We start from the raw sequence: 25,473 nt of genomic DNA on the forward strand, positions 1-25,473 counted from the left end.
GCTCAGGCGGCCTGCGCGCGCAGGAGCTGGAAGTAAACGTCTTCGAGGTTCGGCGCGACCTGCTCGAAGCCGTCGCCCGGGTCCTCGCCGCTGAACACGTGGATCACCGGCCGACCGGCGACGAGCCGCGTCGAGAGCACGGTATGGCGCGCCTCGTAGTCGGAGAGCGTCGCTTTCGTCACCTGCTTGCGCCAGACCTGGTTTTCGAGCGCGGCAATCGCGTCACTCGGCTTTCCGGTCAAGAGCACCTTGCCCTTGTTCAGGATGGCCATGGTCGGGCACAGGTCGGTGACGTCTTCCACGATGTGCGTGGAGAGGATCACGGCGACGTTTTCGCCGATCTCGGCGAGCAGGTTGAGGAACCGATTGCGCTCCTCGGGATCGAGGCCGGCCGTGGGCTCGTCGACGATCACGAGGCGCGGGCGTCCGAGGAGCGCCTGCGCGACGCCGAAGCGCTGCCGCATGCCGCCCGAGTACGTGCCGAGCTTGCGCTTGCGCACGTCCCACAGGTTCACTTGCTGGAGCAGGCCGTCCACGACCTCGCGGCGTTGCTTGCGCTCGGCGAGCCCCTTGAGCACGGCGAAATGCTCGAGCAGGTCCTCCGCGCTCACCTTGGGATACACCCCGAAATCCTGCGGCAGATAACCGAGCTGGCGCCGCACGGCGTCCTTGTCGCGCAGCACGTCGATGGTCTTGCCGTCGACGCCTTCCAGGGTGGCGGTGCCGCTGTCGGCCTCCTGCAAGGTCGCGAGCGTGCGCATCAGCGACGATTTGCCGGCGCCGTTCGGGCCGAGCAAGCCGAACATACCGCGCGGGATGTCGAGGGTGACGTCGTTCAGCGCGTGGACGCCGTTTTCGTAGGTCTTGCTGAGGTTGCGGATGGCGAGCATGGCTCCCTGCACGAGAAAGCCCATGGACAGCGCGCCGTCCTGGGGCGATTGAACCGGGAATTGCCGTGTTCGCGTACCACGCTCCTCGCGCGGCGGTCAACGGGGCTCGGGGCGCCGAGCAAAGGAGCGTCGAGCACGGAGATGGCGGGTGATTTCCGTATTCTCAGCGGAGGGCCGTGATCTCGTGGAGCGCGTGCTCCGCCGGGCCTCGTTTGGCCGCGATGCGCGCCGTCCGCCCGACCGAGACCTTGTCCGCCACGGCGCGGTAGACGGGCTCTGAGACGAGGAGCCGGCTGCCGACCTCCGCATTCGTGGCCTCGACGCGGCAAGCGAAGTCGACCGCGCCGCCCATCGCGGCGACGAGCTTCGTGTCGCTCGCGCCCGCGGGCCCCACGACGACCTCGTCGAGATGCATGCCGATGCCGATGTCGAAGGCCCGGCCATGGCTCGTCACGAGGTACGGTTCGAGCTGCTTCACGGCCTCGAACATGCCGAGGGCCGCCCGCACCGCGCGCAAGGGCGCCTCTGGCTGCCCGTCCGCGCCGAAGAGCGCGGTCAGGCCATCGCCCATGTAATTGTTGATGAAGCCTCCCTCGGCGGCGACGACGCGCCCCATGGCCTCGAAATAACGATTCAGCACGTAGATCACGTCGTAGGGCTGGAGCGCCTCGGAGAACGCCGTGAAGCCGCGGATATCGGCGACGAGGACCACGACGGGGAGCTTGGCGCCGAGCGCGGCCGTTTTCCCCGCGCGGAGGCGGCTGATGATCTGCACGTCCTCTTGATCGAGCGCGAGCCTGCGGACGCGGACGGGGCCGCGCACGGTCGTCTGGCAGGCCATGCGGACGCTCGGCGGCAGCCCGAACCATTCGGCGAGCGATTGCTCCCGCTCGTTCCGAGGGTCGACGTGTTCGAGGCCTTCGAGCACGACGACGCGGCACGTGGAGCAGCGCGAATTGCCGCCGCAGGCGCGAATGTGCGGGACGCCGGCGGCGAGCGCGGCGGCGAGGAGCGTCTGTCCTTCCGGGGCATCGAGGGTGATCCCGTCGGGCGCGTAGTGGACCGTGGGCATTGCCGGCCGACTGTACACCGCGCGTCGGGGCGAGACGCGAGAATTTCGCATGCAGCGGGGAGCCGCGGCGGGGAGGGGAGGCGGGGGTCGTGTCGCCTTCGGGTCTCCAAACGTCCGACCCCCCGCTCGTCACGGGGACGCGAGGCTGTTCGAACGTTCGACCACCCTCGCGTCACGTTTTCCTCTGCGTCTCCAAGCGCCCGACCCCGCGCGCGTCACGGGGACGCGCGCCCGTTCGAGCCTTCGAACCCCCCACGCGTCACCGTCTCCTCTGCGTCTCCCAACGCTCGACCCCATGCACGTCACGGTGACGCGCGCCCGTTCGAACGTTCGAACACCCTCGCGTCACGTTCTCCCGCGTGGCTTCGAACGTCCAGCCACCCGCAAGCGACCAAAACCTGCTCCCGCTGAATGGCCGTTTCCCCCGCGCGTTCAACGACAACCCCGACGTTGCATCGCCCGCGTCGCGGCAGATCACCCACCACCACCGGGCCATCGGCCCAGGGAGCCCCTCATGCGCAAGTATCGCAGCAATGCCTCGTCCGCCGTCCGTTTCGAGTATGGCGTCGAGCTCGCGGCCGGCCTCGCTCACTTCCCGGAGACCACCTCCGCCGCCCTCGACATCCAGACCATCAACGACGCGCTCGGCGGCCAGCACGACAAGCGCCTCGCCCTCCGGATCCCCGTCGTCAAGACGCGCGCGGCCGCGCGCTTCGCCGAATACAACGCGGAACGTGTCATCCGCTCCGCCCTCCGCGCCGCCGAGATCGAGGACGGCGGGCGCCGCGGGAGGATCTGCGCGGCCGTGTTCCCGAAAGGCTCGACCCCGGTCGTCACGCCCAAGGGCAGGGCGCAGGTCAAGCCGATGCAAGACCTGTTCGACCGGCTCAATCTCGCGAAGGTCGCCGGCATCGAGGGATATCGCAATGCCTGGGCGCCCAAGCTCGCCGCCGCGCTCGGGGGCCTGGAGGCCGCTCTCGCCGTCCATGAGGAGGCCCTCGCCGCCTACGAGGACGCCTTCAAGGCAGAGCTCGCGCTGCGCGACGCGCACCACGACGCGATCGACCGCGCGATGGGCGTGGTGCGAGCGGCCTTCCCGCGGGATCGCGAGCGGCAGGATGTGATCTTCCCGGTGCTGGAGGCCGCGTCCAAGAAGGGCGAGGTCGTGCCTGCCGAGGATGCGGACGCGCGCGGGGCGTCTGCCGTCGCGGCGCAGGGCTGAACGAGGGGCGCTTACGATTCGACCGGCAATGCCCGTCGATGCGTGAACCGCCCCTTGTGGTCTTGCCAGCGGCCCGTGGGAAGAACTGCGCATTGCGCAGTTCTTCCCCCTTCGGTCCAGGCCGTGCCTGGTCCGGGTCGAGGGGCGGACAGCCCCCGCGGGGTCCGGGGCAGCGCCCCGGCGCGACGCCTTCGCGAGCAGGCTGCTAGCTCAGCCCTGCCCCGGAATCCGCGCCGAAATCCACTCCACGATATCGCCGAGCACGCCTTCCTTGCCGACGTCGTTCAAGAGGTCGTGGAAGTGCCCCTCGTAGAGCTTCAGCGTCTTGTCCGTCGAGCCGGCCTTCTCGTGGAAGAGCTGGCTGCCGTGCGGCACCGTCACCTTGTCCAGCGTGCCGTGCAGGATCAGCAGCGGCCGCGTGATCTGCGGGAACTCTCGCTTCAGCCGCTCGTCCGCGCGCACCATCTCGGCCACCGTCTGCGTCGGGTAACCCTCGCGCGGGATGAGCGGGTCCGACTTCATCTTCTCGACGAAGCTCGTGTCGCGTGAGAAGTCGTTGTCCTCGAGCTTCAGCACGTGCGCGTGCGGCACGATGTGGCTGAGGCCCTTCAGGATGGCCAGCGCGAAGTCCGGCGCGGGCACCTCGTGCGCGAAGCTCTCGCAGATGAAGCCTGCGATCTCCTCGCCGTGCTCGAGCGTGTAGATCGACGAGATCACGCCGCCCGCGCTGTGCCCGAGCAGGAACACCGAGAGCCCGGGCTCCCGCGACTTCGCCAGCGTCACGAACGTGTGCAGATCCTCCACGTAGTCGCTGAACTTGTCGACGTAGAGCCGCTCGCCCTCCGATTGCCCATGCCCGCGGTGGTCGAGCGCGTAGACCGAAAACCCTTGCGCGACGAGCTGCTCCGCCGCCCACACGTACAGCCCGCTGTGGGCCTTGAAGCCGTGGACCAGCAACACCACGGCGCGCGGCTTCGTCTCCGGACGCCACGAGCGCACGAAAATCTTCAGCCCACCTTTGCCCTCGAACGTCTCTTCCTTCATCTCGACCAACCCTTTCGTTGCCCCGCGCACACGTAGGCGCCGCCGGCGCGTGTATGGACGGGATCTCCGGCGGACGGAACCCGACCAAAGGTGGGTGTTCGCGTCCGTCCGAACAACGCCCGTACAGCTCGGGAGGAAAACGAGATAGGCTACAGGGCGGTGATGAGCCGCGTTTCGGTAGCCTCAGAACCCCGCCCGCAGGCCGAAGGCGAGCTGCGAGGCATCCTCGACATGCTGCCGGGCCTCGTCTGGAGCGCCGGCGCTGACGGATCGATCGAGTTTTTGAGCCGGCGGTGGCGCGACTACACCGGCAAGGACGAGGCGGAGCTCGTCGGCTGGGCGTGGACGACGTCGGACGTGATCCACCCTGACGATCTCGCGACGGTCGTCGAGATCTGGGCCGCGCTGCGCGCCGCCGGCAAGGAGGGGCGCATGGAGGCGCGCTTGCGGCGCGCCGACGGCGTTTACCGGTGGTTCCAGATCCAGGCCGGGCCCGTGCGCGACGACCAGGGCGAGGTCGCGCGGTGGTGGGGCCTGAACGGCGACATCGACGACGAGAAGCAGGCCCGGGCGCGGGTCGTCGACGAGCGGCGCCTCCTCGAGATGATCGCCCGCGGCGAGCCGAGCTCCGTCATCCTCGAAGGCGTCGTCCGCCTCGTGGAGAGCGCTTCGAGCGGGCAACGCGCCTCGATCCTCTTGCTCGACGAGGACAAGCTGACGTTACGACACGCCGCGGCGTTGACGCTTCCGCGCAGCTACACCGAGGTCATCGACGGCGCCGCGATCGGGCCCGAGGCGTTTTCGTGTGGCACGGCGGCGTGGCGGCGGGAGCTCGTGGTCATCGCCGACATCGAGGCGGATCCGCTCGGCGCCATGTTTCGCGCGAGCGCGCTCGCCCACGGCCTGCGCGCGTGCTGGTCGATGCCCATGCTCTCGTCCGACGGCAGGGTGCTCGGCGCGTTCGGCATCTACGCCACGGAGCCACGAACGCCGGCGAAGGCCGACCTCGAGCTGCTCGAACGGTGCTCCCACATCACGAGCATCGCCATCGAGCGCAGCCAATCCGAAGAGGCGCTGCGGCGCAGCGAGGCCTACCGCGTCGAGGCCGAGCGCCTCAGCGGCACCGGCAGCTTCGGCTGCGACCTCCTGCGCCGCGATTTCAGCATGTCCGACGGCATCGGCGAGATCCTCGGGTTGCCGATCCATCCCCGGCCCACGATCGAGCAAATCCTGAGCCGCATCCACGAAGGCGACCGCGAGCGGGTCGGGGACCTCGTGCGGCAGGCGCTCTCCGACGGCAGGACCTTCGACTACGAGCACCGCCTCGTGATGGAGGACGGAGCGGTGAAGCTCGTCCGCGTCGTCGGCCGATTCCGCGTCAACGCCGCGGGGCACCCCGAGATCGTCGGCGCCGCGACGGACATCACCGCGACGCGGCGCGCCGCCGACGAGCTCGAGCGCGCGCAGGCGACCCTTACGCACGTCGCGCGCGTCACGACCCTCGGCGAGCTCGTGGCGTCCATCGCCCACGAGGTCAACCAGCCGCTCGCGGCGATCGTCGCCGACGCGAACGCCGCGCTGAACTGGCTCGCCGCCGATCCGCCCGACCTCGGCCGGGTGCGGGAGTCGCTCACCGCGATCCTCGGCGACGGCGAGCGCGCCGCCCAGGTGCTCCACCGGATCCGCTCGCTCCTGTCCCGCTCGCCGCCGCGTCATCAACCGTGTTGCCTCAACGACGTCATCCGCGACGTCGTCCGGCTCGTCGCGCCCGAGCTCACGCGCCAGGGCATCGTCGTGCAGCAGGCGTTGCTCGCCGATCTGCCGCATGTGCTGGGGGATCCGGTGCAGCTTCAGCAGGTGGTGCTGAACCTGATGCTCAACGCCGCCGAGGCCTCGAAGGACGTGCCGCCGGAGCGGCGCCGCGTCGTGCTCAGCACCTTCGTCACGCGGCGATCGAGCGGGGCCTTCGTGCACCTCGCGGTCGAGGACGCCGGCGTCGGGCTCGACGCCATCGACAGCGCGCGCCTGTTCGACGCGTTTTACACGACCAAGGAGAACGGGCTCGGCATGGGCCTGCCCATCAGCCGCTCCATCCTCGAGCGGCACGGCGGCACGTTGTGGGCCCGACCGAACGAGGGCTTCGGCGCGATCTTCGAGCTTTCGATCGAGGTGCCCGCGTGAGCCCGACGGCGCCCGTGGTCTTCATCGTCGACGACGACGCGTCCGTGCGCGAAGGGCTCGGGCGCCTGCTCGGCTCGATCGGGCTCGCGGTCGAGGCCTTTTCGACGGCGCGGGCGTTCCTCGACGCCCAGCGGGACGATCTCCCGGGCTGCCTCGTGCTCGACGTCCGGCTGCCGGATCTGAATGGGCTGGAACTCCAGCAGCGGCTGCTCGAAGCCGACGTCCCGCGGCCCATCGTGTTCCTCACGGGGCACGGCGACATCCCCATGTCGGTCCGCGCGATGAAGGCCGGCGCGGTCGAGTTTTTGACGAAGCCTTTCCGCGCCGAGGAGCTCGTCCACGCCATTCGCGAGGCGCTCGCGCAGGATCGGGTCGCGCGCGAGGAGGCCGAGCGGCTCGCGGAGCTGCGGCGCCGCTACGAGAGCCTCTCGGCGCGCGAGCGCGACGTGATGGCGGGGGTCGTCGCGGGACGATTGAACAAGCAGATCGCCGCGGAGTTCGGGACACGCGAGGCGACGGTGAAGGAGCAACGCGCGCAGGTCATGCAGAAGATGCAGGCCTCTTCGGTCGCCGAGCTCGTGCGACTCGCCGAGAAGCTCGTGGAGGATCCGCGCAGGTCCACGGCGTCGCGGCGCCTGTAGCCTTTTCCCGACACCCGACCTTGGTCGGGTTCACGGGTCCGGTCGGGCTGCGATACACGAGCGGCGCTGTCCGACACGGAGCGAGCGCACGCAGCATGGCCACGCGCGCCGTCCGAGCCCATCCAAGGAACCCTCGATGACCACTCCCGCGATCCCCGGCTACACCCTCGGCACCTCGAACGTCGCGCGCTCGCCGCTCAGCGACGAGGAGTTCGCGCTGCTCAAGCAGACCGTGCTGCTCGGCGAGGACGACGTGCGTTCCCTGCGTTTGGCGGGCGAGGTGCTCGACGACCAGATCGAGGCCGTGCTCGACGTCTGGTACGGCTTCGTCGGGTCGCACCCGCACCTCGTGTATTACTTCAGCGGCGCCGACGGCAAGCCGAACATGGACTACCTGGGTGGCGTGCGTCGCCGTTTCGGGCAGTGGATCCGCGACACCTGCGCCGCGAACTACGACCGCGCCTGGCTCGACTACCAGTACGAGATCGGCCTGCGCCACACGAGCGCGAAGAAGGGCAAGACGGATGGCATCGCCTCCGCCGCGCAGTCCATCAACCTGCGCTACCTGATCGCCTTCATCGTGCCGATCACGGCGACGATCAAGCCCTTCCTCGCGAAAAAGGGGCACAGCGCCGCCGAGGTGGAGGCCATGCACACGGCCTGGTTCAAGTCGATCACGCTGCAGATCACGCTCTGGAGCGAGCCCTACGTCGCGCCCTCGACGTTCTGAGTTCCCCAGGACCTCACCCACCCCAACCCATGAAGTCGCTTCGCTGGGGCTTTGCCCCAGGCCCCAGGAGGGGGCTATCCGCCCCCTCCACCCCGGACCAGCCAGGGGCTGGACCCAGGCTCGATGAACTGCGCGATGCGCAGTTCATCGAACAGGCCCGGTCAAGACCAGCAGCGACGTTGCCCACCGAGACCGCCGCGCTGCGGGTTCGGCTGGCACCCCGGCTTCTTCGTCGGCCCGTTTGAAAAACTGCGCGGAGCGCAGTTTTTCAACCCTCGGTCCAGGCTGTGCCTGGTCCGGGGTCGAGGGGGCGGACAGCCCCCCGCGGGGTCCGGGGCAGCGCCCCGGGCACGGCGCTTCCAGAGGAGACCCATGCTCAGCCCCTCGACACCCGACCTTGGTCGGGTTCCTGGCCTGGTCTGGCTGCGATACACGAGCGGCTCCGCTGTCCGAAATGGAGGGAGCGCAAGCACCATGGCCACGATTACGGTCCGGGATGGGACGCAGATTTACTACAAGGACTGGGGCGCCGGCCGGCCGGTGGTCTTCAGCCACGGCTGGCCGCTGACTGCCGACGCGTGGGAGGACCAGATGGTCTTCCTCGCGGCGCGCGGGTATCGGTGCATCGCCCACGATCGCCGCGGACATGGCCGCTCGAGCCAGCCTTATGGCGGCAACGAGATGGACACGTACGCCGATGATCTCGCGGAGCTCTTGAACCACCTCGACCTGCGCGAGGCCACGCTCGTGGGGCACTCGACGGGCGGCGGCGAGGTCACGCGGTACCTCGGCCGGCACGGCAGCGCGCGGGTCGCGAAGCTCGTGCTCGTCGGCGCCGTGCCGCCGCTGATGCTGAAGACCGAGGCGAATCCGGGCGGCCTGCCGATCGATGTGTTCGACGGCATTCGCAAGGCCGTCACGGAGGATCGCTCGCAGTTCTTCAAGGACCTGCCGACGCCGTTTTACGGCGCGAATCGCCCGGGCGGCCGGCTCTCGGAGGGCTTGCGCGACAGCTTCTGGCGGCAGGGCATGCAGGCGGGGCTGAAGAACGCGCTCGATTGCATCAAGGCGTTCTCCGAGACCGACTTCACCGAGGATCTGAAGAAGATCGACGTCCCGACGTTGCTGCTCCACGGCGACGACGACCAGATCGTGCCGTTCGGCGCGAGCGCGCAGGCGGCGGCGAAGCTTTTGAAGGTCGCGGAGCTTCGGGTGTACGCGGGCGGCGACCACGGCCTGCCGTCGACGCACAAGGATCGCATCAACGCTGACCTCCTCGCCTTCATCGGCGGGAAATGATTGACCGGGAAGGAGCCGAATCATGAGCACGACGGAGCACACTGCTATCACCGCGCCGAATCAGTTCGTCGAATCGAAGGGCCGGCGGCTCGCGTACCGATCCATCGGGACCGGCAAGCCGATCGTGTTTTGCACGCGGTTCCGCGGGAACATGGACGTCTGGGATCCGGCGTTCCTCGATGCCCTCGCGGCGCGTGGCTTCCAGGTCATCACGTTCGATTACAGCGGCCTCGGGCTCTCGACCGGCGAAAAGGATTATTCGCCCTTCGCGCTCGCGAAGGACGCGAACGATTTGATCGAGGCGCTCGATCTGAAGGACGTGGTGATCGGCGGCTGGTCGCTCGGCGGGCTCGCCGCCCAGGTGGTGGTGGCCATGTATTCGGAGCGCCTGACCCACGCCGTCCTGCTCGGCACGTCGCCGCCCGGCCCGAACGTCAAGCTCGCGGAGCAGCTCTTTTACGATACGGCGTCGAAGCCCGTGAACAGCTTCGAGGACGAAGTCATCCTGTTCTTCGAGCCGCGGTCGCAGGCGAGCCGGGAAGCCGCGCGCCGCTCGGCGGATCGTATCGCGCAGCGAACCGAGAATCGCAGCGTCCCCGTCCCCGCCGACTGGGCCGCGGCTCATATCGGCGACAAGCCGCAGAACCCGCTTTTCCCCGCCGAGCCCATCCTTCAGGCCTTGAAGACCACCACGTTGCCGATCTTGCACGTCGCCGGGGATCACGACATCATCTGCCCGGTCGAGAACTGGTACGCGCTGAACCAGGAGCTGCCGACGGCGCAGCTCTTGACCTACCCGCGCGCCGGCCACGGGCCGCAGCACGAGCACCCGGAAGCCACGGCCGAGCACATCGCGACGTTCGTGCGCAGCACGTCCTGAAAGGGAGGCCCGCCGTGACCACGAAACTTTATGCGCCCGAATCGACGGGGCTGCTCTTCATCGACCCTTACAACGACTTCCTCAGCGAAGGCGGGAAGCTCTTTCCGCGCTTGAAGGGCACGATCGAGGCGAACAACGTCCTCGACCACCTGCGCCGGATCGTCGCCGCCGCGCGGGGCGCCGGCATTCGCCTGTTCGTCGTCCCGCACCACAAGGCCGAGCCGAACGATTTCGCGACCTGGAAGCACCCGACGCCGTATCAGCTCGGGGCGGCCAAGATGCAAATCTTCGAGAAGGGCTCGTGGGGGGCCGAATGGCACCCGGATTTCGCGCCCAAGGACGGCGACGTCGTCATCAAGGAGCACTGGGCGCAGAACGGGTTCGCCAACACCGACCTCGACCATCAGCTCAAGCAGCACGGGATTGCGCGGGTGATCCTCATCGGCATGGTGGCGAATACGTGCGTCGAATCCACGGGGCGGTACGCGATGGAGCTTGGGTATCACGTCACGCTGGTGACGGATGCGACGGCCGCCTTCGAGCCCGCCATGTTGCACGCCGCCCACGTGTTCAATGCGCCGACGTTCGCGCACGCGATCGTGACCACGGCGGAGCTCCTGGCCGCGCTGTAGGACGGGCGGGAAGGCGTCCATGGTGGTGCGCCGCCATGGACGCCCGCTCGCCTCCCGCCGATACTGCCGTGATGCGACACGGCGCACGAAACAAATCGGACAGGCGAATCACGGACGCGAACGTCGCGCGGCGAAGCGGGAGGCGCGCGTGAGCCGCTTTGTGGAGGCCGAGGCGTTCGTCGTCGTCGTCGACGAGGGCAGCTTCACGGGCGCGGCGAAGCGGCTCGGCGTGACGAAGTCGTATGCGAGCAAGCTCGTGTCACGGCTCGAGGACCGGCTCGGCGTGCGCCTCCTGCATCGGAGCACGCGCGCGCTTTCGCTCACGGACCCGGGCCGGACGTACTTCGAGCGCTGCACCGAGGTGATGCGCGCGCTCGAAGAGGCGGAGGACGTCACCACGGAGCTCCAGACGAAGCTCGTCGGGAAGATCCGGATCACGCTGCCGACGACGCTGGGGGCCTACCATTTCATGGGGCCGCTCGCCGAGCTGAAGGCGCGGCATCCGGGGCTCCTCCTGGACGCGGTGTTCCTGGATCGGCACGTGGACCTCTTGGCCGAGGGGTTCGACCTCGCGATTCGCGTCGGCGACCTGCCGGAGACGAGCCTCGTCGCGCAGCGGCTCGCGACCGCCGAGATGGTGCTTTGCGCGTCCCCCGCGTACCTGGAACGGCGGGGCGCCCCGCGCGAGCCGGAGGATCTCGCCGCGCACGAATGTCTGAGTTATGCGTACCATGCGCTGCCGACCTCGTGGGAGCTCGCGAGCGGGGCGCGGCAGGCGCAGATCAAGGTCTCCGGCTCGCTCACCACGAACAGCGGGCAAATGCTCGTGGAGGCGGCTTGCCGGGGCGTCGGCATCATCTTCGTGCCCGTGTTCCACGCGGCGAGCCAGCTCCGCGACGGCCGGCTCGTCCGGGTCCTGCCGGGGTGGCGGCGCCCTTCGCCCGTCCCGATCCACGCGCTTTATCCCGCGGCGCGGCACGTGTCGGCCAAAGCGCGCGTCGTCGTGGAGTTCTTCAAGGATCTCCTGCGCACGCCGCCGTGGGCGGGCTGGGAGACGCCCGCGGCGAATCAGGGCGAGAGATCGTCGTAGGTGCTCGGCACGTTCACGGTCGTATGGATCCAGTCCCAGATCGCGTACCCCTTGAACGACTCCATCGTGACGGACATGACGGCCTCGTCCTTGGTTTTTCCGCTGGATACGGCGGCGCCGACCTCGGTGACGAGGGTGCCGAGGTAATCGATCGCGAAATCGAAGCCGTCGACGGTCACCGGCCTTCCGTGCCCCGGGACGACGATGGCGTCGGCGGGGAGCGAGGCTTTCACGTCGGCGAGCGTCATCCCCGTCTCGGCCGCGTGGCCGGCGAGCAGCCAGGGGACCGCGGGTTTTTCGGCGACGAGCGCATTGCCCGTCCAGAGGACCTTCGCGCTCGGGACACGCACGAAGAGATCCCCGCCGGTCTGCGCGAACCCGTGGTACCGGGCCTCGACGGTCACGCCGCCCAGATCGATCGTCCACGGCGCGCCGTCCTTCACGAGGATATCAGCGGCCACCGCTTTGAGCTCGTCGAGCCCCTGATCCGCGCCGAAGTTCGCCTCCATGAAGGCGACGTCCTCCTCGAAGTGCTCCGCGATCTCCTTGGCCGTGCGCTCGTGCTGCACGATGTGCACGCCGCTCGGGAGGAACGTGTTGCCGAAGCTGTGATCCCCGTGGCTGCTCGTGTTGACGACGTATCGAATGGGCTTGTTGGTCTCTTTCCGGACGAGGTCCACGACCTGGCAGAAGAGCTGCCGGTTGATCATGCTCTCGACGAGGAGCACCGAATCCGCGCCGACGACGAACCCGCCGCTCGTCGCGAGAGGGATGCCCATCGGGGCATGGGCGTCCGCTTTCTCGTCGTAAATCACGAAGACGCCCGGCGCGAGCTCTTGCGAGGCGAGGCGAATGGCCTTCGGCGTCCAGACGTACATCGGGTTGGGGTCGGTGAGGGTGAATTCTTGCCCCTCACAAGCCGTGAAGCCCTGGGGCACCTCGGCGGGCGGCGTGCCCTCCGGGGGCGAGGCGTCGCTGCAGCCGGCAGCGGCGAGACCCACGACGAACCATGCCATCATCGAGCGCTTCTTCATGGCGTTTTCCCTCCACGCGAGAACGACCGAGGACGAGGATGGATCGCCCCGCGCGGCACGAGAAGCTCGCCCCGAGGACAAGGACCGTTGCCTGACGATGCACAATCGGGGGCGCCGCGGGCCGCGGGCGAGGCCACGAGGGCCGCGCTTCAGTAGGCCTTTTCGGAGAGCTCCGACGCGGGATATCCCACGCCGGCCCGGTGGTAGAGGGCCGGGCCCGTATTCTCCAGCAGGCACTCCCGCGTCCAGCCGACCTCGATCAGGAAGCTGCCCCAGAGCTTGCGGCTCTTGTCGTCCGCGAGCAGATCCGAGCGCTGGAAATGCCACCACTCCATTCCGATCGGCTGCCCCGGCGCCGGCACCGTGACCGCGTCGCCCGGCAGGATGAGCACGCTCGCCGTCCCGCTCGCCGTGTCCGCGGGCGGCGTGTATCCAATCTCGAAGATCGGGCTGAGCGTCACCGTCCAGCTCGACGTCTTTGGCTTGGCCGAGGGCACCGTCGCCCCCGTGGCTTGCGTGACGTTCTGGTTCGTGGGCGCCTGCTGCTCCAGCGCTTGGGGCCGCTCCTCGATGTACTTCGCCCACGCCGCGCCCGATTGCACCGGCGGCTGCGATTCATCGGAGACGACCCCGTAAAACAGCTTGTCTCCGTAGTCGCGGAGCTTCGCCGCCACCTTCTTCGCGTCCTCGATCTTCGCGGCCGACCAGGAGAGCGTCACCGTGACCTGCGGCGTATTCGTCTTGACGCTCTTGGCGATCTCCTTTTTCGCGTCCTTCAGCGTGCCGGCCCATCGGCGCATGAAATCGGCGTCGAGCGCGGGCACGGTCGACGTGAGCTTCGTCGATTTTCCGCGCGAGATCGTCACGACGTCGTCGTCCGTTTTGCTCGTCTTCGCCTTGTCGAGCGCGTCGGCGAGCGTGACGAGCTCGGTCGCCTTGACCGTCTTCGTCGTCTGGCCCCAGCCCGACTTGAACGAGCTGATGCGGCCGAGGCGCAGGAGCTCAGAGGCCGCGGTGAGGTCGAGGTACGCCCCGTAGTCGCCCGCGGACGTCGCGCTGCCCGGCTCGTGCTCGGCGAAGAACTCGGACGCCGTCATCGTGGCGCCCTTGATCCCGCCTTCCGGGTGCCACGCGTCGTACATCCACCGCTCGATCGAGGCCCGGTAATACTTCGTGAAAAAGCCTGTGGGGTTCGACTGGATGTCGGCGAGGAGCTTGTCGATCGCCGGCAGGAGCATCGCCGCCGCGATGGGCGTCTTCGCTTGCGTGTCCCGCAGCGCCGCGAGCCGCTCCACGATCGGCGCCGCGTGCGCCGCCGCGTCGGCCGCGCCGGGGAGGGATTGCTTGGCCGAGCCGTGGAGCCGCCATCGGACGCGGCCGTCCGCGACTTCGCGTGTATAGGCGACGGGCCAGCCGGAGACCGTGTCCACGAAGCCACTCGCGATGCCGAGATCCATGGCGAGGCCCGTCTTGTGGATGGATCGCGCGCTGCGGCCATACCCGGCCTTGCCGATGTCGACCTGCGCGCTGCGGAACGTGTGGTTCACGCAGATCCCGTGCTCGAAGCCGAGCGCCTTCACGAGCTCGCTCCAGCCGTGCAGCGATTGCGCCGCCTCGGGGCGCATCCAGTTGAGCCAGCCGCGTGGATCGATCATCGAGACGAGGATCGCCCCCGGCTTGCGCAGGCCTTGCGTGAGCCAGGTCTTGATCGCCTTGCCCGTCGCCTCCGTGACCACGCCGTCGGTCGCGTCGGGCTTGTCGGCCGGCGCCGCGATTTCGCTGCCGTCGAGGTAGGCCCACGCATTCGCGATGTTCGTGGCGGTCTTCACGTCGGCCTGCTCGGCCTTGATCTTGCCGTCGAGCGTGATCTTTTGTTGTTTCTGGTCCTCGGTCAGCGCCTTCTGCTTCTTCAGCGCCTTGACCTCCGCCTGCATCGCGGAGAGCGCGCCGCGATCGACCTTCGGCGCGAAGTTCGCCCCGTAATCGACATACGCCGCGTGCGGGCCGGAGGCGCCGCCGCCATTCACCTTGAACGCCTGCGACCGGGCGTCCTGCTGATAACGGTAGACCGCGTTCATCGTGCGGACGTCGAAGATCCCGTCGTTCACGCCGCCGGATTTGTCGGAATCCGTGCCCGCGTCGGGCAGGTAGGGGAAGTTCGACGTGCCCACGATGTACCGGAGCGCGCCGAGGTGCGCTTGCAATCGCTGCACCTGCTTTTTTACGGGCTCGCACGCCGCAAAAGGCATGTCGCGGAAGAGGACCCACCCCTCGTAGAGATCCGCGCCGGCGGGCAAGAGGCCTTTGGCTTCCTCGGGCACCTCCAGCGTCGGCGCGTCCGCGCGCACGGTGAGCGCCTTGGGCTCTCCGAACGCCGCCGATCCCGCGTTGATCTCGGCCTCGATCCGCTGCGCGAGCGCGAGGCTCGGGTGCTGGATCAAATACACGTCGTACGATTGCCCTTGCTGGAGTTTGTACGCGTCGGCCACTTGATCAAAACACGCGGGCGTCGCGTGATCGATCGGCGGGCCGAGGTACCCCGTCGCGTCCGTCATGCCGAGCACGTAGGACGGCACGGGGCCGGACGGCGTCTCCTCGCTCCGGAACATCGCGGAGAGCTTGGCCCCGATCGTGGGATCCGATGGTTTCGGCGGGGTTTTGCGAAAGAGGACGAAGAGGTTCGGCAGGACGTGCCCGGCGGCGCAAGCGACCTTCGTGATCTTCAGCGTCGGGACGCAATACGTCGTCACGCCGCCGCCCGAGGTTCCGCCGTCGCCGCTCATCGCTCACCCTCTTCGAAATAGCCGTCGTTGACGTCCACGAACTCGCCGAGCTCTTCCTCGTCCGGCGCCTCCTCGGGCAGATCCTCCGCGGGATCCTCGGCCTTGTCCTCGGCGACGCTCTCGGGTTCGGTGCCGAGTTTTTGGTCGCCGAGGAACGCCCCCTCTTTCGAGACGACGAGCCCCGTCACGACGTCGAGCCATTTCTCGGCCCCGATCCGCACCGAGATACGATACACGCCCGGCGGCACCAGGCGGAACGTGTAAAGGACGATCCGCTTGTCGGGATCGGGCTTCGCGTCCGCGTCGCTCGCGAGGAGGATCTTTTCGAAATGGCCGTCCTCGCCTTGCAGACGGACTTCGTCGTCCTGGAGCGGATCCCCATCGAGATCCATCTCCAGGGGGACCGTCAGATCCACGCCGGAGAGGACGATCGTGTTGAAATCCTTGCCCCGGGGGTTGCCGAGCGCGACGTCGTGGGTTCGCTCCATCGTGCGTGCCTTTGGCCTCCGTCAGGAGCCGTGTTTTTCTTCGAGCTTCTTTTTCGTCGTGTCGTCGAGCTTGCCCGTGACGTCGAGCTTCTCGTCGTGCTGGAAGAGCGCGAGCGCCATGCGGGTGCGTTTGCCGAGGACGCCGTCCGCCGGGCCGGGATTGTATCCGAGGTTCGAAAGCCGCCCCTGCGCACCGGAGAGGCCCCCGTCCGCCGCGTCGAGCGGGTTCAGGTGCCCGAGCCGGAGGTGGATCACGCGCCCCGCGATCGTGAGCGTTCCCGTGGTCTCGGAGACGGGGACCTTTTGTGCGAGCAAGCCGTCGCCATCGGTCTTGCCCTCGTGTTTTTCGCCGCCGACGTCGAGCACGTACGCCTCGCCCGCGAGCGGCTTGCCGTCGTGGCCTTCGAGCTTGAGGCGCAGCTCCTTCTTCGGCCGGCGCAGGCGGAATCGATGGAGCTTGCCCGTCGCGAGGCCCTCCTCGACCTTGAGGCCCTTGTCGGGGATCACGATGCGATCGCCGGGCTCGAGCACGTTCGGGTTCGCGCGTTTCTTCTTCAGCTCGGCGTTGTCGGGGTGATCGTAGAGGACCCGATAATCACCGAAGCCATACCGCGCGGCGATCTTCGAAAAACACTCGCCTTGCTGGACGACGTGGATCGGCATGGTTTTCAAGCTCGCAAGCGGACGGGCGAGGCGTTCCACGGTATCACGCCCCCGTCTCCGTCGTAAACGTCCGGGGGATGTAATCCGCCCCGCGTGGCCCCACGTTATCGTCAGGCGGAGCGGAAGGCGTGTGTCAGGAGACCTCTGGTGCGAACGGCCTGTCGCACCGCTTGTACAGGACGGGGAAAACATTGTAAGGGATGTTGAGGCATGCAGACCTTGCCGGTGATGCACGACGCGGACACCGAGCCGCTCGATGACGCGGTGACGCGTCGTGTGCAGGCGCGCGTCGGCACGGTGCTGCGAGCCAAGTGGCGCATCGATCGCGTGCTCGGGATCGGCGGCATGGCCGCGGTCTACGAGGGCACCCACCGCAACGGCAAGCGCGGCGCCATCAAGATGCTCCACCTCGAGCTCTCGGTGGATCCCGAGGCGCGCGCGCGCTTCCTCCGGGAAGGCTACGTCGCGAACAACGTGGGCCATCCGGGCGCCGTGAGCGTGCTCGACGACGACGTGGCCGAAGACGGCTCGGTCTTCGTCGTGATGGAGCTGCTCGAAGGCAAGACCGTGGACGCGCTCGCCGAGCAGAGGCCCACGCGGCGCCTCGGGATCACCGAGGCGCTGCGCCTCGCCGATCAGCTCCTCGACACGCTCGCCGCCGCGCACGACAAGGGGATCGTGCACCGCGATCTGAAGCCCGAGAACCTGTTTTTGACGAAGGACGGCGCGCTGAAGGTGCTCGACTTCGGGCTCGCGCGGATGCGCGAGATGCAGTCCAACGCGAAGATGACGAAGACGGGCAACGCCATGGGCACGCCCGCGTTCATGCCGCCGGAGCAGGCCCTCGGCGAGTGGAACCGCGTCGACGCGCGCTCGGATCTGTGGGCCGTGGGCGCGTCGCTCTTCACGTTGATGACGGGCCGCCTCGTACACGACGCGCCCACGCTGAACCAGCTCCTGCTGAAGGCGATGACGCAGGCGCCCGCGCCGATCCGCACGGTCTTGCCGGGTTTGCCCGCGGAGGTGGCGGAGGTCGTCGACAAGTCGCTCGCCTTCGACATGAACGCGCGTTTTCAGGATGCGCGCGGCATGCAAGCCGGCGTGCGCAAGGCGATCGCGTGGCTCGACAAGCACGGCGAGCCGCAGAACCTCGTGCCCGTCGCGTCGCTCGGCACGACGAGCCCCGGCGCGGTCGACAGCCAGATGGTCACGCTGAAGCGGGATCCCACGGCGCCGATGGCCGCGCCCGCGCGCCCCTCGCGCTTGGCCATGATCGCGCTCTCGCTCGGCACGCTGGTGCTCGGCGGCGTGGTCGCATTCTTCGTGTTCGGGGGTTCGTCCGGGGAGACGCCGGGGCCTGGGCCGGTGGCGTCGTCGAGCGCGGGCAGCGCGCGCGTGGAGGCCCCAGCGCCGAGCGCGACGCCGTCGGTGGCGCCGATCGCGCCGATCGAGCCGGCGCGCGTGGCGATCGAGGACGCGGGCGCTCCGCCGCCCGTCCCGTCGGTGACGGCGAGCGCCGTCAAAAAGGGGCCGAGCGTGAAGAGCGGGGCGGATTTCGGCGAGTGGGGGAAATGATCTCCTCGGTGCGGCGCCTCCGGGGCGCGTGTCTCGTCGCCGCGCCGCTCGGGCTTGGGCTCGTGGTCGGCGGCGCCGCGTACGCAGACGAGAAGGACGACAAGGCGCGCGCGCAGCAGCTCTTCGTCGAGGGGCGCAAGGCGATCGAGGCCGGCGACAAGGCCACGGGTTGCGCGAAGATGCGCGAGAGCATGGGCCTGTTCGCGGTCGCGAACACGCTCTTCAACGTGGCGCAGTGTGACGAGGGCGAGGGCAAGATCGCCGCGGCGCTGGAGCACTGGGAGCGCGGGCTCGCGCTGATCGACGCCAAGGATGCGCGCGCCAAGGTGGCGAAGGAGCGCATCAACACGCTCTCGCCGCGCGTGCCGCGGCTGCGGATCGTGGTGCCGCCGGGGCAACCCGTGTCGGCCGTCGTCCTCGACGGGACGGAGCTCGCGCCGTCGACGCTCTCGGCGCCGCTCTACGTGGAGCCCGGGAGCCATAGGATCGTGGTCCGCGCAGAGGGGCGGCCGGATCGCAAGCACGAGCTCACGCTGGCCGAGAAGGAGCGCACGGAGTTCGTGGCGACGCCGGCCGCGCCGGCACCGGCGGGCGCGCCGTCCGCGACCGTGGTGCCGACGGCGACGGCGACGGCGTCGGGGGGCGGGCCGCCGCCCCCTCCCACGAGTTTTCGGCGCACGGCGGGCTTCATCGTGGGCGGCGTGGGTGTGGCGGGGCTCGTCGCGGCAGGGGTGACGGGCGGCATCATCATGGCGAAGGTGTCGAGCTTCGATGCCTGCCGCGCAAAGCGGGACGCGACGCCGCCCGAGCGGTGTGAGATCAAGGAGTCGGACGTCCGTACGTACGACGCGCTGCTCGTGCCGAACGCGATCGCGTGGGGCGTGGGGCTCGCCGGGGTGGGCGTGGGGCTCGTGCTCGTCTTGACGGCGCCTTCGGCGAAGGGTGGGGAGGCAGGGAAGGCGTCGTTCGTGCCCGTGCCAATCGTGCTTCCGGGCGGGGGAGGAATGGGGCTGTCCGGGAGGTTCTGATGAGAAATGGTTTTTTTCTTGTGGCCACTACGAGCCTCGTGGCGCTTGGTGGGTGTCTTCTTTCTTATAGCAGTGGGGATTACGACGAATACATAGGCTGGGGCGAGGACGGGGGCGGCGCGCCGGCCAGCAGCAGCGGGGCGGGGGCCATGACCGGGTCGGGCGGCGCGGGCGGCGCGGGCGGCGCGGGCACCTGCCATCCGGCGATTTGTGAGGGGGATTCATCGACGACCTGTTCCCTCAATCCGGCGTGCCCGCCGGTCGGGTGGTCGGCGCGGTGGGGGGCGGTCGATCAGCAACGGGTGCACGCGGTCGCCAGCGATGGGGAGCAGGTCGCGCTGGCCGGGGAGTACAACGGGCAGAGCTTCGCGATTGGCGAGAAATCGCCGAAGACGTTGCCGCTCCCTCCCAACGACGGCTTCGACGCCTTCGTCACGCTGCTCGATGGCAATGGGGTCGCGACGTGGGCTGCGCCGGTCGCCCTCGGCGTCGGGTATCAACCACGAACCGCGTATGCCGTCGCGTTCGCCGGGAAGGACATCGTGGTCGCAGGGTCGCGCGCTTCGACGGAAGGCGGGGGCTCGGATCTCGACGTGTTCATCCGGAAGTTCACGCCCAACATGGATAACAACACCCTCACCGACAAAGGCACGTTCCAGTTCGGGGGGGATGGTCTGGACAAGGCCGTCGCCGTGGCCGCCACCGCATCAGGTGCGTTTTATGTGGCAGGCACGATCACCGCGTCGGGTAGCAAAATTGTCACCTGCAACATGGCGGAGCATACGCTCAAGAACGGCATGTTCGTGGTGAGCTACGATTCGGCGGGCGCCTGCAAATGGTTCGTCCAGGCGGATGGCGACGTCCAGCCGACGGCCCTGGTCTACAACGCGGAGAACCAGCTCCGCGTCGTGGGTCATTTCAAGGGCGCGCTGACGCTCCCGAACGGAACCGTGTTCACGACGCAGCCGAACGCGACGGATTCGTTCGTCGTCGGGCTCGTGCCGCTCTCCGGCGTCGTCGAGTCGTCGATGCAGATCTCGGCGCATACGGAGGGGGCCGTGCGGGCCCTGGCGGCGACCATCAGCGCCAACGGGACGGTGTACATCGCCGGGCAGCTCGAAGGAAAAACCTTGATCGCGCCCGATCTCTTCGGCGATGATCAAATGGCGGCGTTCGTCATGCCCGTCGGGGTGGAGAACTCCTGGATGCACGTGTTTCCCGCAGGGAAGGTGCCGAAACTGGAATCCGCCGCCGGCACGAGCCTCACGCTGGCGGCGGACGGCGTGCTTTATGTCGGCGGCACGTTCAGGGACGTCATCGATATCGAGCCGACGTCGGCGTTGGGGACGTTCGAACGTGCCGGGGTGAACCCGTTCCTCGCGAGGATCGACACCTTCAGCGGCGAGCTTTCGTGGTTCGACGCCTATGACGGGAAGGGGCAGACGGCGTTCACGAAGTCGTTCTTCGTGACGATGCTCGCGAACGATGTCGTGCTGGCCGGGAACTGGATCACCGATTTCAGCTTCGCCGTGGACGGGGGCAAGCCTCTGACCGCCAAGGGCAACGGTATGAGCGACGATGACATCATCGCCGCGAAGATCTCCCCCAAACCCTGACGCAAGCCACGTGCGCGCAGGCGGCCGTGTCAGAGGGCCGACGGCATTCGGAGGGGGGCAAGATGAAGGTTCCGATGCAAAAGGTTCTCTCGGTCCTGGCGGGTTGTGGCCTCGCGATGCTCGCCGGCTGCATCCTCGTGTACGACGCCGGCGAGTACGAGGATGCCATCGGGGACACCGGCGGGGGGGGTCGGGGCGGCGCTGGCGGGGCGGGGGGGATCGGCGGCGAGGGCGGCGTCGCACCGTGCCTGGTCGAGTGGTGTCACACGGGCGAGGCGGAGACGACGTGCAGCGAGGTCACCTGTCCGACCTTTTCGAGCCGCCGGATCCCGCTCGCCAACAACCAGGACACGCGGGCGATTGGGGTCGGCTCGGCCGCGGGGGGCGAGCAGATCTTCGTCGCCGGACAATATACGGGCAACATGACCCTCGGGGATACGACGATTCCCGGTGAGCTGGGGAAAAGCGACGCCTTCGTGGCGGCGTTCGGGCCCGCACCCAGCTTCATGGCCACGAGGGGACTGGCGATCGGCTCCGCGCTCGGGGGCTCGCCGGCGATCGGATACACGCCCCGTATCGCCCACGCGGTCGCGTTTGGCGCGGCGAACACCGTGATCGTCGGAGGACGCTACCGGGAGGACGACCCGTTCATGATGGTCGAAGAGAACCACAATGCGTTCCTTCGTTCGGTCACCCCGGACCTGAAATCGATTTCATGGACGGCCACGTTTGGCGGCGGAGGGGTCGACGAGGTCGTGGCCGTGGCGGCCTCACCCCAATGGGCCTATGCCCTCGCATCCATCGCGCCGTCGCCGGGGGACAACCCGTCCGAGGTGGTGTTGCCGTGCGGGAGCTCCCAGCTCATTCAGCCCAAACAGCACCACATGGCGCTGTTCCAGTACGATTCCAGCGGCGCATGTCAGTGGGTCGTTCGTCCGACGGGGGGATTGCACACGCCGACGGCCCTCGTGGCGAGCTCGAACAATGACATCTACGTCGCGGGCACGTATTTCGGGAAGTTCGAGGGGCTCGGAAAGGTCGTCCCCGAGATCACCGAAGGCACGGCCATGTTCGTCATGAAGGTGGGCGTCGACGGGAAGGTCGCGTGGGTCAATACCTATCACGCCCTGATGAGCAACGCGACGCCCACGGCCCTGGCCGTCTCGGGCAGCGACCTCTTCGTGACGGGATCGGTCCGGGGCTCGCTCGATTTCGGGGACAAGGTCCGCATCGCCGACCAAGAATCGCCTTTCCTCCTCGTGCTCGATTCCGCCGGCGCCAAGCCCCGGAGCGTCGTCATGCCAGGGGCCTTCGCGGAGGGGGTTGGCTTGGCGGCGACCTCGGCAGGCGAAGTGATCATGACAGGAACCTTTTTCCCCACCCTGGATTTCGACCCCGATCGAGAGGGGGTGGAGATGGACGAACAGAACAAGATGAGCGCGTTCCTCGCGAAGTTCGACGCGCAAGCGAAGCTCCAGACGTTCGACTTGATCGGGACCCAAGAAGCGCCCAAGCGGAGCTGGCTCCCGCTCGCCTCGAACGGCGCGCGCGTGTACCTCGCCGGGGGCTGGTCGACGCATCTGCGGTTCGAGGATACGAGCGTGATGCCGCTGGAGCTCGACGTCCTCCTGGCGCACGTTCAGCCCTGACCGACCTCCTGTCCGTCGCGTCGCGCGTGATCCATTCATGGTAGCCTGCCTCTCCGTCGAGGAGGTGGCAGATGCGCGTGGATGCGACTCGTGTGGCGTTTGGCCTGGCATTGGGGGGTTGGCTGCTCGGGGGCTGCCTCGGAGAGCTGCAGACCACGGGCGGTCAAGGCGGGGCGGGCGGGCAGGGGGGCGTCGGGAGCGGCGGCGAGCCCGGGCTCGGGGGCATGGGCGGCGGAGAGGCCTGCCATCCGGCGCTTTGTGACGCGACGTCGACCTGTGTTCCCAACGCAGCGTGCCCGTCAATGGCGTGGTCGGCGCGGTGGGGGGCGGTCGATCAGCAACGCGTGTTCGCGGTCGCCAGCGACGGGGAGCAGGTCGCGCTGGCCGGGGAGTACAACGGGCAGAGCTTCGCGATTGGCGAGAAATCGCCGAAGACGTTGCCGCTCGACTCCCCGAACTTCGGCACCGAGGCCTTCGTCACGCTGCTCGATGGCAATGGGGTCGCGACGTGGGCAGCGCCGGTCGCCCTCGGCGTCGGGTATCAACCACGAACCGCGTATGCCGTCGCGTTCGCCGGGAAGGACATCGTGGTCGCAGGGTCGCGCGCTTCGACGGAAGGCGGGGGCTCGGATCTCGACGTGTTCATCCGGAAGTTCACGCCCAACATGGATAACAACACCCTCACCGACAAAGGCACGTTCCAGTTCGGGGGGGATGGTCTGGACAAGGCCGTCGCCGTGGCCGCCACCGCATCAGGTGCGTTTTATGTGGCAGGCACGATCACCGCGTCGGGTAGCAAAATTGTCACCTGCAACATGGCGGAGCATACGCTCAAGAACGGCATGTTCGTGGTGAGCTACGATTCGGCGGGCGCCTGCAAATGGTTCGTCCAGGCGGATGGCGACGTCCAGCCGACGGCCCTGGTCTACAACGCGGAGAACCAGCTCCGCGTCGTGGGTCATTTCAAGGGCGCGCTGACGCTCCCGAACGGAACCGTGTTCACGACGCAGCCGAACGCGACGGATTCGTTCGTCGTCGGGCTCGTGCCGCTCTCCGGCGTCGTCGAGTCGTCGATGCAGATCTCGGCGCATACGGAGGGGGCCGTGCGGGCCCTGGCGGCGACCATCAGCGCCAACGGGACGGTGTACATCGCCGGGCAGCTCGAAGGAAAAACCTTGATCGCGCCCGATCTCTTCGGCGATGATCAAATGGCGGCGTTCGTCATGCCCGTCGGGGTGGAGAACTCCTGGATGCACGTGTTTCCCGCCGGGAAGGCGCCGGGATTAGAAGCCGCCGCCGGCACGAGCCTCACGCTCGCAGCGGACGGTTCGCTTTCTCTCGGCGGCACGTTCCGGGACGCCATCGATATCGATCCGGCCTCGCCGTCGGGCACATTCGAACGTGCCGGGGTAAACCCGTTCCTCGCAAATATCGATACCGCCGCCGGCACGCTTTCGTGGTTCGACGCCTACGACGGGAAGGGGCAGATTGCGTTCATGAAGTCATTCTTCGTGACGATGCTCCAGGACGATGTCGTGCTGGTCGGGAACTGGATCTCCGATTTCAGCTTCGCCGTGGACGGGGGCAAGCCTCTGACCGCCAAGGGCAACGGCATGAGCGACGACGACATCATCGCCGCGAAGATCACCCCCAAACCCTGACGCACGCCCACGCCCTCGCATCAGGTGCGATCCCGCCCACGCGGCCTCGTACCGCTTGAAGGTTGCATCTTACGAACCCGGAAAGTACGATGCCGCCGTCGCGATCACCGGGGTGGGCGCTTCCCGGCGGTGTCGGCGGCGCAGGCAGGGCAGAGTCGTGTTGGGGCCGAGCGTCGAGCGCGGGCTCCTTGGCGAATGGGAATCATGACCACACCCGTGCGGAGCCTCTTGCAAATCACGACCCTCGTCGCCGCGCCGCTCCTCGCGGCGCTCGTGATCGGCGGCGTCGCGCACGCGGACGAGAAGGACGACAAGGCGCGCGCGCAAAAGCTCTTCGTCGAGGGGCGCAAGGCGATCGAGGCCGGCGACAAGGCGAACGGCTGCGCGAAGATGCGCGAGAGCATGGGCCTGTTCGCGGTCGCGAACACGCTCTTCAACGTGGCGCAGTGTGACGAGGGCGAGGGCAAGATCGCCGCGGCGCTCGAGCACTGGGAGCGCGGGCTCGCGCTGATCGAAACCCAGGATCCGCGCGCCAAGGTGGCGAAGGAGCGCATCAACACGCTCGCGCCGCGCGTGCCGCGCCTGCGCATCGTCGTGCCGATCGGGCAGCCGGTGTCGGCCGTCGTCGTCGACGGGACGGAGTTCGCGCCGTCGTCTCTCTCGGCGCCGCTCCACGTGGAGCCCGGGGAGCACGTGATCGTGGTCCGCGCGGAGGGCCGGCCGGATCGCAAGCACGAGCTCACGCTGGCCGAAAAGGAGCGTACGGAGTTCGTGGCGACGCCGGCGGCGCCGTCGGCGGCGGGCGTGCCGCCGACGGCCGTGGTGCCCACGGCGTCGGCGTCGTCGACGACATCGGAGATCGTTCCGCCCCCGCCCCCGCCTCCTTCTTCGTCGAGCTTCCGTCGCACGGCGGGGTTCGTTATCGGCGGAGTGGGCGTGGCGGGCCTCCTTGCGGCAGGCGTGACAGGCGGGGTGCTCGCGTCACGGGACGCGACGATCCAGGCGGCGTGCGAGGAGACGGGCGACAAGAAGCAGACCTGCACCCAGAGCGCGATGGATCTGATCAACGGCAGCGGCCCCCTCTTCGTGGCGAACGGGATCGCGTGGGGCGTCGGCGCCGTGGGCGTGGGCTTGGGGCTCGCGCTCGTGATCACGGCGCCTTCGGGCAAGGCGAAGGACGAGGCGCAAAGCACGGCGATCGTGCCGTTCTTCGTCCCTGGGGGCGGCGGCGCCAGCATCTCCGGGCGATTCTGAAGCGAGGCGCGCCCGCGCGCGCGCCGGCCCCTCGTGGCCCC

21 protein-coding genes are annotated in these 25,473 nt (G+C 68.4%); 14 read left to right on the top strand and 7 right to left on the bottom strand.

The window, feature by feature from the left end:
• Positions 1–2: 2 nt before the first annotated feature.
• Together E8A74_RS35005 and E8A74_RS35010 are read right to left on the bottom strand one after the other, a co-directional pair.
• On the bottom strand, positions 3–890 hold the full coding sequence (locus E8A74_RS35005) for an ABC transporter ATP-binding protein (protein WP_136933424.1): 888 nt from the start codon (positions 888–890) through the stop codon (positions 3–5).
• Between the two features lie 163 nt (positions 891–1,053).
• Positions 1,054–1,962, bottom strand: a complete 909-nt coding sequence (locus E8A74_RS35010) for an adenylate/guanylate cyclase domain-containing protein (protein WP_170229597.1) — start codon at positions 1,960–1,962, stop codon at positions 1,054–1,056.
• 514 nt (positions 1,963–2,476) lie between these two features.
• On the opposite strand from E8A74_RS35010, the gene E8A74_RS35015 reads away from it, so the two are divergent.
• The gene (locus tag E8A74_RS35015) at positions 2,477–3,184 is read left to right on the top strand and encodes a hypothetical protein (protein WP_136933426.1); all 708 of its coding nucleotides are present in this window, start codon (positions 2,477–2,479) and stop codon (positions 3,182–3,184) included.
• 210 nt (positions 3,185–3,394) lie between these two features.
• On the opposite strand, the gene E8A74_RS35020 is transcribed toward E8A74_RS35015, so the two are convergent.
• A complete protein-coding gene (locus E8A74_RS35020) occupies positions 3,395–4,228 on the bottom strand; it encodes an alpha/beta hydrolase (protein WP_136933427.1) in 834 nt (277 codons plus the stop codon).
• A 162-nt stretch (positions 4,229–4,390) separates the two neighbouring features.
• On the opposite strand from E8A74_RS35020, the gene E8A74_RS35025 reads away from it, so the two are divergent.
• From E8A74_RS35025 to E8A74_RS35055, 7 genes are all read left to right on the top strand, one after another.
• Positions 4,391–6,409, top strand: a complete 2,019-nt coding sequence (locus E8A74_RS35025) for a PAS domain-containing protein (RefSeq protein WP_136933428.1) — start codon at positions 4,391–4,393, stop codon at positions 6,407–6,409.
• Positions 6,406–7,050, top strand: coding sequence for a response regulator transcription factor (locus tag E8A74_RS35030; protein WP_136933429.1), 645 nt, complete (start codon positions 6,406–6,408; stop codon positions 7,048–7,050). The genes E8A74_RS35025 and E8A74_RS35030 overlap by 4 nt, the downstream gene beginning before the upstream one ends.
• A 136-nt stretch (positions 7,051–7,186) precedes the next feature.
• Positions 7,187–7,780 carry a protoglobin domain-containing protein gene (locus E8A74_RS35035; RefSeq protein WP_136933430.1) on the top strand — a complete coding sequence of 198 codons (594 nt, stop codon included), beginning with the start codon at positions 7,187–7,189 and terminating at the stop codon, positions 7,778–7,780.
• A gap of 474 nt (positions 7,781–8,254) precedes the next feature.
• Positions 8,255–9,079, top strand: coding sequence for an alpha/beta fold hydrolase (locus E8A74_RS35040; RefSeq protein ID WP_136933431.1), 825 nt, complete (start codon positions 8,255–8,257; stop codon positions 9,077–9,079).
• Between the two features lie 22 nt (positions 9,080–9,101).
• Positions 9,102–9,959, top strand: coding sequence for an alpha/beta fold hydrolase (locus tag E8A74_RS35045; protein WP_136933432.1), 858 nt, complete (start codon positions 9,102–9,104; stop codon positions 9,957–9,959).
• Between the two features lie 14 nt (positions 9,960–9,973).
• Positions 9,974–10,591 (top strand): cysteine hydrolase family protein, encoded by a 618-nt coding sequence (locus E8A74_RS35050; protein WP_136933433.1) that lies wholly within the window; start codon positions 9,974–9,976, stop codon positions 10,589–10,591.
• Positions 10,592–10,739: 148 nt separating this feature from the next.
• Positions 10,740–11,681, top strand: a complete 942-nt coding sequence (locus tag E8A74_RS35055; RefSeq protein WP_170229598.1) for a LysR family transcriptional regulator — start codon at positions 10,740–10,742, stop codon at positions 11,679–11,681.
• Here the strand turns inward: E8A74_RS35055 and E8A74_RS35060 are convergent.
• From E8A74_RS35060 to E8A74_RS35075, 4 genes are all read right to left on the bottom strand, one after another.
• On the bottom strand, positions 11,660–12,715 hold the full coding sequence (locus E8A74_RS35060; RefSeq protein WP_136933435.1) for an MBL fold metallo-hydrolase: 1,056 nt from the start codon (positions 12,713–12,715) through the stop codon (positions 11,660–11,662). The genes E8A74_RS35055 and E8A74_RS35060 overlap by 22 nt on opposite strands.
• A 149-nt stretch (positions 12,716–12,864) precedes the next feature.
• The gene (locus E8A74_RS35065) at positions 12,865–15,498 is read right to left on the bottom strand and encodes a hypothetical protein (protein WP_136933436.1); all 2,634 of its coding nucleotides are present in this window, start codon (positions 15,496–15,498) and stop codon (positions 12,865–12,867) included.
• Positions 15,495–15,986, bottom strand: coding sequence for a hypothetical protein (locus tag E8A74_RS35070; RefSeq protein WP_136933437.1), 492 nt, complete (start codon positions 15,984–15,986; stop codon positions 15,495–15,497). Before E8A74_RS35070 ends, E8A74_RS35065 begins: the two co-directional genes overlap by 4 nt.
• A 21-nt stretch (positions 15,987–16,007) precedes the next feature.
• Complete coding sequence (locus tag E8A74_RS35075) at positions 16,008–16,649, bottom strand: peptidoglycan-binding protein (protein WP_170229599.1); 642 nt, start codon at positions 16,647–16,649, stop codon at positions 16,008–16,010.
• 210 nt (positions 16,650–16,859) lie between these two features.
• Between E8A74_RS35075 and E8A74_RS35080 the strand changes: the two genes are divergently transcribed.
• From E8A74_RS35080 to E8A74_RS35105, 6 genes are all read left to right on the top strand, one after another.
• A complete protein-coding gene (locus E8A74_RS35080) occupies positions 16,860–18,224 on the top strand; it encodes a serine/threonine-protein kinase (protein WP_232379895.1) in 1,365 nt (454 codons plus the stop codon).
• On the top strand, positions 18,221–19,252 hold the full coding sequence (locus E8A74_RS35085; RefSeq protein WP_136933439.1) for a hypothetical protein: 1,032 nt from the start codon (positions 18,221–18,223) through the stop codon (positions 19,250–19,252). The genes E8A74_RS35080 and E8A74_RS35085 overlap by 4 nt, the downstream gene beginning before the upstream one ends.
• A complete protein-coding gene (locus tag E8A74_RS35090) occupies positions 19,252–20,868 on the top strand; it encodes a hypothetical protein (protein WP_136933440.1) in 1,617 nt (538 codons plus the stop codon). Before E8A74_RS35085 ends, E8A74_RS35090 begins: the two co-directional genes overlap by 1 nt.
• A gap of 74 nt (positions 20,869–20,942) precedes the next feature.
• Positions 20,943–22,517: a hypothetical protein gene (locus tag E8A74_RS35095; RefSeq protein WP_136933441.1), complete on the top strand. Its 1,575-nt coding sequence runs from the start codon at positions 20,943–20,945 to the stop codon at positions 22,515–22,517.
• Between the two features lie 77 nt (positions 22,518–22,594).
• Positions 22,595–24,178 carry a hypothetical protein gene (locus tag E8A74_RS35100; protein WP_136933442.1) on the top strand — a complete coding sequence of 528 codons (1,584 nt, stop codon included), beginning with the start codon at positions 22,595–22,597 and terminating at the stop codon, positions 24,176–24,178.
• A gap of 204 nt (positions 24,179–24,382) precedes the next feature.
• Complete coding sequence (locus E8A74_RS35105; RefSeq protein ID WP_136933443.1) at positions 24,383–25,432, top strand: hypothetical protein; 1,050 nt, start codon at positions 24,383–24,385, stop codon at positions 25,430–25,432.
• Positions 25,433–25,473: the final 41 nt, after the last annotated feature.

The organism is Polyangium fumosum (assembly GCF_005144585.1).
GTDB classification, from domain to species: domain Bacteria; phylum Myxococcota_A; class Polyangia; order Polyangiales; family Polyangiaceae; genus Polyangium; species Polyangium fumosum.